Origin of the sequence: Streptomyces sp. NPDC021224 (genome assembly GCF_044332905.1) — a bacterium.
Taxonomy (GTDB): domain Bacteria; phylum Actinomycetota; class Actinomycetes; order Streptomycetales; family Streptomycetaceae; genus Actinacidiphila.
The window spans coordinates 36,603-43,900 of record NZ_JBIRPW010000002.1 but is presented as its reverse complement, the minus strand read 5'-3'; the positions used below and the strand labels follow the sequence as shown (position 1 = coordinate 43,900).

Genomic DNA, 7,298 nt, shown 5'->3' with positions numbered 1-7,298 from the left:
AGCGCCCAGCCCCAAGCCGCGCCCACCGCCAAGACCACGACCACCCGCAGGACCGCCGCCGCCCGCAAGTCGGCGACCGCGAACACCGGTACGCAGGCCGCCGAGCCGCAACCCGAGGCCGCGCCCGTCGTGCAGGGTGACGGGGCCGGGCTGGACGCTCCGACCATGCAGATCGCGATCGGGCCGCGGAAGAAGTCGGCCGCCGCCAAGGCCCCCCAGCCGACCGCCGCGAAGAAAGCTGCGGCACGGAAGGGTGCCCAGGCGCAAGCCGCCTCCGCCGAGGACGCGTCCGCGCAGGGCGCCGCGCCCGCCGCCGAGGGCGAGCCGCAGAAGGACGCGCCGGGGAAGTCGGCGAAGAAGGCGACGACGGCGAAGAAGGCCCCCGCGCGCAAGTCCGCCGCCGCGGGCAAGACCGCCGCGCAGAAGCCCGCGCCCGCGCGCAAGGCGGCAACGAAGAAGGCGGCCCCGGCGGCGGCAGCCGCGACCGCAGCCGCCGCGGGTACGGCGAACGCCGAGGCCGGGCCCGCAGCCGCTACGCCCCCGCAGCCCGCCGACGCGGCCACGGCGGAGGCAACCCCCGAGCAGCCCACCGCAGCCCCCGACCAGGCCGAGCAGACCGACCAGGCCCAACCCGCCGCAGCCGAAGCCACAGCCGCAGCCCCCGCCGAAGCCCCAACCGCACCCGTATCCGCATCCGTACCCCCGTCCCCCGCCGCCGAAAGCGCGGCGACCGCCCCCGTCGCCGTGCCCGGCTACCTGCAGCGGCAGGGCTTCGGCAGCGTCGAGGCGGGCGGCGGCTCCGAGGGCGGTGACGGGGAGCCCGGCGCGGTGAAGGAGCCGCGGTTCGGGCGGCGGGCGCGGGTGCTGCTCATCGCGGCCGCGGCGGTCGTCGTCGCGGCCGCGATCGCTCTCACCGCCGTGGTGAGCAGCAGCGGCAGCGACGACCCCGCGGTCGATTCGGCGGCCCCCACGACGACCGCGGCCGTACCGTCAAAGGCCGGTGCGTCCCCCTCCGCGGCGCCGACCACGGCGTCGCCGAGCGCCAGTGCCACGTCGAGCCCCACCGCGAGGCCGACGACCACGAGCCCGTCGCCGCACGCGACGAAGGCGCCGACCAAGGCGCCGGCCACGCACGCGCCCGCCGCCCCGCCGAAGTCGGGTGGGCCGAAGGTGGCGAGCGTGCGGGTCGAGGACCTGGCGTGCACCCTGGGCCAGGGGGGCGGTGCCAGCCACGCCTCGGCGAAGATCGTCGTCAGCTACGACGGCAGCGCGTCGGGCACGCTCAAGCTCACGTGGTGGCGCAGTGATTCGGGCCGGGCGCGGGGCGCGTCCGCGATGACCCCGACGCAGACGGCGAAGTTCCCCGCGGGTGCGGGCAGTTACACCTTCACCGGCAACTACAGCTTCAAGCCCGACTCCAGGCACCCGTACGTCGGTGTGACCGTCACGACCGATCCTGCGGCGCAGAGCGGCGAGGGCGCGACGCGTTTCGCGGTCTGCCAGGCGTGACACCACGCGTCGGGCGGGCCGTTGCGCATCCGGCAACGGCCCGCCCGGCCACGTATCGGTGCACGAGCCCCCGCAGGGGCATCCGCTCAGTGCGGGAGCTGTCCCACCACGTAGTCGCCGCCCGGCTGGCGGATGATCACGTTCAGCCGGTTGAAGGCGTTGATCAGGGCGATCTGGCCGACCAGCGCGGTCAGTTGGTCCTCGTCGAAGTGCTTGGCCACGGCCGCCCACACGTCGTCCGGGACGCCCGCGGAGTCGGCGAGGCGGGTGCCGTACTCGGTGAGGTCGAGGGCGGCGCGCTCGGCCTCGGTGAAGACGGTGGTCTCGCGCCAGGCGGCGACGAGGCTGAGCCGCAGTGTCGTCTCGCCTGCCGCGGCGGCCTCCTTGACGTGCATGTCGAGGCAGCCGCCGCAGCCGTTGATCTGGCTGGCGCGGATGTTGACCAGTTCCCGCAGTCCGGCGGGCAGGTCCGCGCCGCGCAGTGCCCGGTCGCTCGCCACCATGTGCTTGACGAGCTTCTGGCCCGTTTCCGTGCCGAGCGCGTTGATCCGGGGTCCCATGGGGCCCTCCCTCTCGTCCTCGTGAGGCGTGGTTGCTGCTTCCACTTCTGCGACGAGGAGCCGCCCGGGAACGTAACAGGCCCGCTCAGCCCAGTTCCGCGCTGCCCGCCTCCGCCCGGCGGCGGAACGGGGTGCGCGGGCCCCGGGAGCCGCCCGCGGCGGGGGGCGGGGCGTGCCGCGCGGGGGCGTCCTTGATGGTGAGCGTGAAGAGGACGGAGACGACGGCCATGACCGTGAGCACGAGGTAGACCGTGTGGTAGGCGGAGGGCGGGGCGATGCGCTCGGCGGAGGAGGTGTTGACGATCAGCAGGGTCGCGACGAGCGCGGGGGCCAGGGCCATGGAGAGCTGGCTGATGACGCTGCCGAGGGTCGAGGCCTGGCCCATGTCCTCCTTGCCGATCGTCGCGAACGAGGCGACGGTGAGCGGCATGAAGACCGCGCCCATGCCCAGTCCCAGCAGGAACATGTAGATCCGGAAGGACCACGTCCCGGTGTCCGCGCCGACCGTCGCCGTCATCACGGCCAGCACGGCGGCGACGACCGCGAGGCCGCTCGCGATGATCAGCCGCGGCCCGAAGCGGTCGAAGACGCGGGCGGCGAGCTGGACGGTGAGCAGCACACCGAAGGCCTCGGTGAAGGTCGCGCTGCCGGACTGGAGGGCGCTCGCGCCGCGCGCCTCCTGGAGGAAGAGCGGCGCCGCGTACATCGCGCCCATGAAGGGGACGACGCCGATGAGGCCGAGGATCTTGGTGTCGCGGAAGAGCGCGTCCTTGAAGAGCCGCAGCCGCAGCGCGGGCGCGGGCTTGCGGAGTTCGACGACGACGGTCGCCACGAGGAAGGCGGCACCGAGCGCGAGGCTTCCGGCGATGAGCGGGCTGCCCCAGCCCTGCCGGGCGCCCTCGCAGACCCCGTACATGAGCAGCGACAGCGCGCCCGCGGACAGCAGCAGGCCGGGGATGTCGAGGCGGCCGGGGTCGCCGTGCCGGGGGTTGTCGAGGAAGAGCAGGCCGAAGAGGAGGGCGGCGATGCCGAAGGGGAGGTTGACGTAGAAGACCCAGCGCCAGGAGATGCTGTCGACGAGGACGCCGCCGAGCATGGGCGCGACCGCCGGGGCCATCTGCTGCGGGATGATCATGACGCGGGAGGCCCGGACCCGCTCGGCGGGGCTGAACGTGCGGAACAGCATCGCCGCCGCGACCGGGGTGAGCAGGCCGCCCGACAGGCCCTGGAGCCCGCGGAAGACGACGAGCTGGCCGAGGCTGTCGGCCATCCCGCACAGCGCGCTGGCGAGCGTGAACAGGCCCATCGCCGACAGCAGCACGGGCTTGCCGCCGAAGCGGTCGCCGAGCCAGCCGGAGACGGGGATGGTGATGCCCACGCACACCGGGTAGACCACGGCGACGCTGTCCGCCCCGGCCGCCGTCACACCGAACTGGTGGGCGATCGAGGGCAGCGCGACGGTCGTGATCGCCCCGTCCATCACCACGAGGAAGAACGTGGCGACGAACATGGTGGGGACGACCAGGCGCTGGTTGAGGCGTCGGCCGGGCATGGTCCTCCTCCCCCGGGGGCCCGGGGCGTGCGTGGCGGGTGTGGGTGCAGACGTGGTGCGCCGCGGGAAAACGGCGGGGCAGCGGAACGGCGAGGTGAACCGTAATCGCTTACGGGTGTACGTACGTGTACGTGCGCGTGCGGGCATGAACGGGCGCACGGACGGATCGAGCCGCGCGCCCGATATGCTGAGTCTACTCACTATGAGTCGGCACACAACACTGCACAGCACGGGAACGCGCCATCCTCACGGGGCGCGGAAGGAGCGGTACGGGACCCAGTGGTGGACATCCGGAGCAGCGACGTACTGGTCGACGACCTCTTCAGGACGACGGTGCGGCTGCGCACGTACGTCGACGCGCAACTGCACTGCCACGGCCTGTCCGTGTCCCGGCTGCGCCTGCTCAGGGCCCTGTCCACCACGGACGAGCCGCTGCGCATGCGCGACCTCGGCGACGCGCTCGGCGTCGCCGCCCGCACCGTGACCTCGCTCGTCGACGCCCTGGAGCGGGAGGGCCTGGTCGAGCGCCGGCGGCACCCCACCGACCGCCGGGCCTTCCTGCTCAAGCTCACCGACGTCGGGCGTACGACGCACGCGCGGGCCGAGGAGATCGACCGCGCCGCGCTCGCGACGGCCACCGCGAGCCTGAGCGGTGAGCAGCGCACACTGCTGCTGGAGCTGCTGGCGAAACTGCGCGCGTCGGTGCCGGACGCCCCGCCGGGACCGGTGGAGTGAGGGGCTCCGGCGCGCCGGTCAGAGCGGACGGGGCGTGGGAGGCGGGCCGTTCGACGTGCGGACCGGCGTCCAGGCCGCGCAGTCCGCGAGCCGGGCGGCCACCCACGGGTCGGCGGCCAGCTCGGCCGGCAGCCGGGTCCCCGCGTCGAGGTGGGCGCCCGCGAGCTGCCCGGCGGTGAGCCCGGTCGCGTCGCGCAGGTCGGCCCGGCCGAGATCGGCGTCCCGCAAGTCGGCGTCCACCAGGTTCGCCTCGCGCAGATCGGCACCGGCCAGGGGGACGCCGCCGAGCCGGGCCCCGGCCAGGACGGCCGCGCGCAGATCGGCGGAGTTCAGGATCGAGCGCTGGAAGTCCGCCCCGCGCAGGTCGGCCCGCCGCAGATCCGCCCACGTCAGGAACATCGGCGAGAGCCGCGGCGGCGCCGCGAACTCGAACGCGCGCAGACTCAGCCCCACCAGCACGGCCCCCCGCAGATCCACCCGGCGGGCCTCCGCGCGCGGCGGCCGGCGCGCCAGCACCTCGACCGCGGCCTGCACGTCCTGCGGGGGCTGCGTCCCCCACTCCGGCACCGGCCGCCCCGCGTTGCGTACGGCGGGCAGCCCGGCGGACGGGCCGAGCGCCGCGCCGGTCCGGTTGCGTACGTACGCGGCGAGCACGCCGACCACCGCGTCATGGTCCTGCTCCGACTCGGTGAGCACGTGCTCCAGGCTGTAGATGCCGCCGAGCCGCACCTCGGTGTGCGGGGAGGCGAGCTGCTCGACGGAGGCCCGGAAGCGCTCGGTCACCTGGCCGCGCCGGGTCAGGACGTACGTGCGCGCCGTGTAGGCGAGGCTCGCGAAGACGGTGGCGCCCGCGAAGGCCGCGAGCACGGTCTGCCGGACGGCGTTGACCGCGTCCGCCCGGTCCTTGCCGTGCAGGGCGCGCACGCTGCCGCCCGCGACCAGCCAGGACAGCGGCCCGAGGATCAGCAGCACCCCGCCGGTGACCGCGGCGGCCCCGGCCAGCCCCAGCACCCACCAGCGGCCCCGTCGCCACCCGCGCATCCGCCCCCCGCTCTCCCGTGATCCTGGTCCTGGTCCCGCGCCCCCCGGCCCGTGCGCCGACGGTATCCCGGTGGCCGGTCACGTCACCGGCCGACGTCACCGCGCCCGGCGCGACCCCCGCGGCGGCATCGGCTCACCCGGCTCGGGACGGGCCAGCACCTCCGCGAGGGGCGTGCCCTCGCGCGCGGCGACCGTCCGGCGCACCCGTACCTCGGCGCGCGTCCGCGGCCGGTACTCCGGCTCCTTGGCGCACCCGCAGCCGGACAGCCCCTCGTACCGCAGCCCCGCGTGCAGCACCACCGAGACCACCGACCACCCCCGCACGTCCCGGCGGCGCGGGGCGGCGAAGTCGTGCCCGGCACACAGCATCTCCCGCCCGCAGGACGGGCAGTTCGCGCCACCGTGCCGCTTGAAGCTCACCCGGCACGCGAGGCAGACGTAGTGCAGTTTGTAGTGGGCGACGGCGTAGAAGCACATGCCCGCAAGGGTAGGGAGGCGCCGCCCGCGCGGGCTACGGTTTTGCGTCCGCGCCCCCGGAGCCCGACTGCGCTTCCTTGAGCGGGAGTTCGCGTCCCAGGCGGCCGAGCGGGGAGAGCGCGAGCAGCACAGGGGACAGCAGCATCGCCGCGGCCGTGACCAGCAGGCCGGTGCGCAGGCCGAGCGCGGCCGCGAGGAAACCGCCGAGCAGGGAGCCGAGCGGGGCCGTCCCCATGCCGGTGAAGGTCAGCGTCGCGGCCGCCCGGCCCTGCATCGCGTCGGGGGTGACGGCCTGCCGCACCGCCATGAGGGCGACGTTGACGAGCTGGCCGCCGCTGCCGAAGAGCAGGCCGACCGCGAGGAGGGCGGGCACGGTCGCCCGGGGCGGGCCGTGCAGCGCGGGCACGCACAGGAACGCGCCGTCGCCGAGGGCTGCCGCGACGACGATCACCGGGCCGTAGCCGAGGCGGCGCGGCAGGCGGGCGGCCAGCAGCGAACCGAGCAGCGCGCCCGGTCCGGTCGCGGCGAGCGCGAGGCCGACGACGGCGCCGGACAGGTGCAGCTCCCGTGGCAGGAAGAGCAGATAGACGGTCGTCATGGCCGCGAAGGAGAGCTGGAAGACCGCTGAGGCCGCGCAGACGGCCCGCAGCAGGGGTTCGTGTGCGACGAAGCGCAGGCCTTCGCCGATCTGCCGCCAGGCCGCCGCCCGGGGCCGGTCCGACGCCCGCTGCGAGCCCGCCGTCCGCTGCGGGATCGCCTCGTCCCGCCGGATCCGGCGGATGGACAGGAAGGAGAGCGCGAAGAGCAGCCCGCCGCAGGCGGTGGCGAAGGGCGCGGACAGGGCGGACACCAGCGCGCCGCCGAGCGCGGGTCCGCCGGTCTGCGCGGCCGAACGGCTGCCCTCCAGCGCGCTGTTGCCGCGTACCAGCAGATCGCGCCGCACCAGCCGGACGAGCGAGGTCTGGTAGGCGACGTCGAAGAAGACGGACAGCGCTCCGACGGCGAAGGCGAGCGCGAACAGCGCGGGCAGGCCGAGCCCGCCGAGCAGTCCGGCCAGGGCGGCGGCCCCCAGCAGCAGGGCGCGGCCCGCGTCCGCGAGCACCATCGTCGTGCGCGTCCGCCACCGGTCCACCCACGCCCCGGCGAGCAGCGAGAGCAGCAGCGCCGGGGCCTGCCCGACCGCCCGGAGGACGCCCAGTTCGCCGGGCCCGGCGCCGAGCGTCAGGACGGCGAGGAGCGGCAGGACGACCAGCGTCGCGTGCTCGCCGAGCTGCGAGGCCGTCTGGCCCGCCCACAGCCGGCGGAAGTCCGCGTCCCCCAACAGGGCCGGCGGGGGCGGAAGTTCGGAGTCGGGATGGGGTACGGCGGGGGTGGCGGCGTACGGCACGGCGGTCCCTCGGGGTGCGGCGAACGGACCCGCCGCC

At 75.4% G+C, this 7,298-nt stretch carries 6 protein-coding genes and 1 pseudogene; 2 read left to right on the top strand and 5 right to left on the bottom strand.

The features are described from left to right. Positions 1 to 1,509 (top strand): annotated as a pseudogene (locus ACH4PY_RS05370) (hypothetical protein); the annotation flags it as partial. Positions 1,510 to 1,595: 86 nt separating this feature from the next. On the opposite strand, the gene ACH4PY_RS05365 reads toward ACH4PY_RS05370, so the two are convergent. Together ACH4PY_RS05365 and ACH4PY_RS05360 are read right to left on the bottom strand one after the other, a co-directional pair. Beyond that, entirely contained in the window at positions 1,596 to 2,069 is a 474-nt protein-coding gene (locus ACH4PY_RS05365; protein WP_398176192.1) for a carboxymuconolactone decarboxylase family protein, read from the bottom strand. 85 nt (positions 2,070 to 2,154) lie between these two features. Then, on the bottom strand, positions 2,155 to 3,621 hold the full coding sequence (locus tag ACH4PY_RS05360) for a DHA2 family efflux MFS transporter permease subunit (RefSeq protein ID WP_398176190.1): 1,467 nt from the start codon (positions 3,619 to 3,621) through the stop codon (positions 2,155 to 2,157). A 279-nt stretch (positions 3,622 to 3,900) separates the two neighbouring features. Between ACH4PY_RS05360 and ACH4PY_RS05355 the strand changes: the two genes are divergently transcribed. Continuing rightward, positions 3,901 to 4,356: a MarR family winged helix-turn-helix transcriptional regulator gene (locus ACH4PY_RS05355; RefSeq protein ID WP_398176188.1), complete on the top strand. Its 456-nt coding sequence runs from the start codon at positions 3,901 to 3,903 to the stop codon at positions 4,354 to 4,356. 18 nt (positions 4,357 to 4,374) lie between these two features. On the opposite strand, the gene ACH4PY_RS05350 is transcribed toward ACH4PY_RS05355, so the two are convergent. From ACH4PY_RS05350 to ACH4PY_RS05340, 3 genes are all read right to left on the bottom strand, one after another. Beyond that, a complete protein-coding gene (locus ACH4PY_RS05350; protein WP_398176186.1) occupies positions 4,375 to 5,397 on the bottom strand; it encodes a pentapeptide repeat-containing protein in 1,023 nt (340 codons plus the stop codon). Between the two features lie 96 nt (positions 5,398 to 5,493). Further along, complete coding sequence (locus ACH4PY_RS05345; protein ID WP_398176184.1) at positions 5,494 to 5,874, bottom strand: hypothetical protein; 381 nt, start codon at positions 5,872 to 5,874, stop codon at positions 5,494 to 5,496. 34 nt (positions 5,875 to 5,908) lie between these two features. Continuing rightward, positions 5,909 to 7,198: an MFS transporter gene (locus tag ACH4PY_RS05340; RefSeq protein ID WP_398177549.1), complete on the bottom strand. Its 1,290-nt coding sequence runs from the start codon at positions 7,196 to 7,198 to the stop codon at positions 5,909 to 5,911. Positions 7,199 to 7,298 lie beyond the last annotated feature (100 nt).

Coding starts and splice junctions, on each gene's coding strand:
- ACH4PY_RS05365 (WP_398176192.1), bottom strand. CDS start 2,069: ATGGGACCCCGGATCAACGCGCTCGGCACGGAAACGGGCCAGAAGCTC.
- ACH4PY_RS05360 (WP_398176190.1), bottom strand. CDS start 3,621: ATGCCCGGCCGACGCCTCAACCAGCGCCTGGTCGTCCCCACCATGTTC.
- ACH4PY_RS05350 (WP_398176186.1), bottom strand. CDS start 5,397: ATGCGCGGGTGGCGACGGGGCCGCTGGTGGGTGCTGGGGCTGGCCGGG.
- ACH4PY_RS05345 (WP_398176184.1), bottom strand. CDS start 5,874: ATGTGCTTCTACGCCGTCGCCCACTACAAACTGCACTACGTCTGCCTC.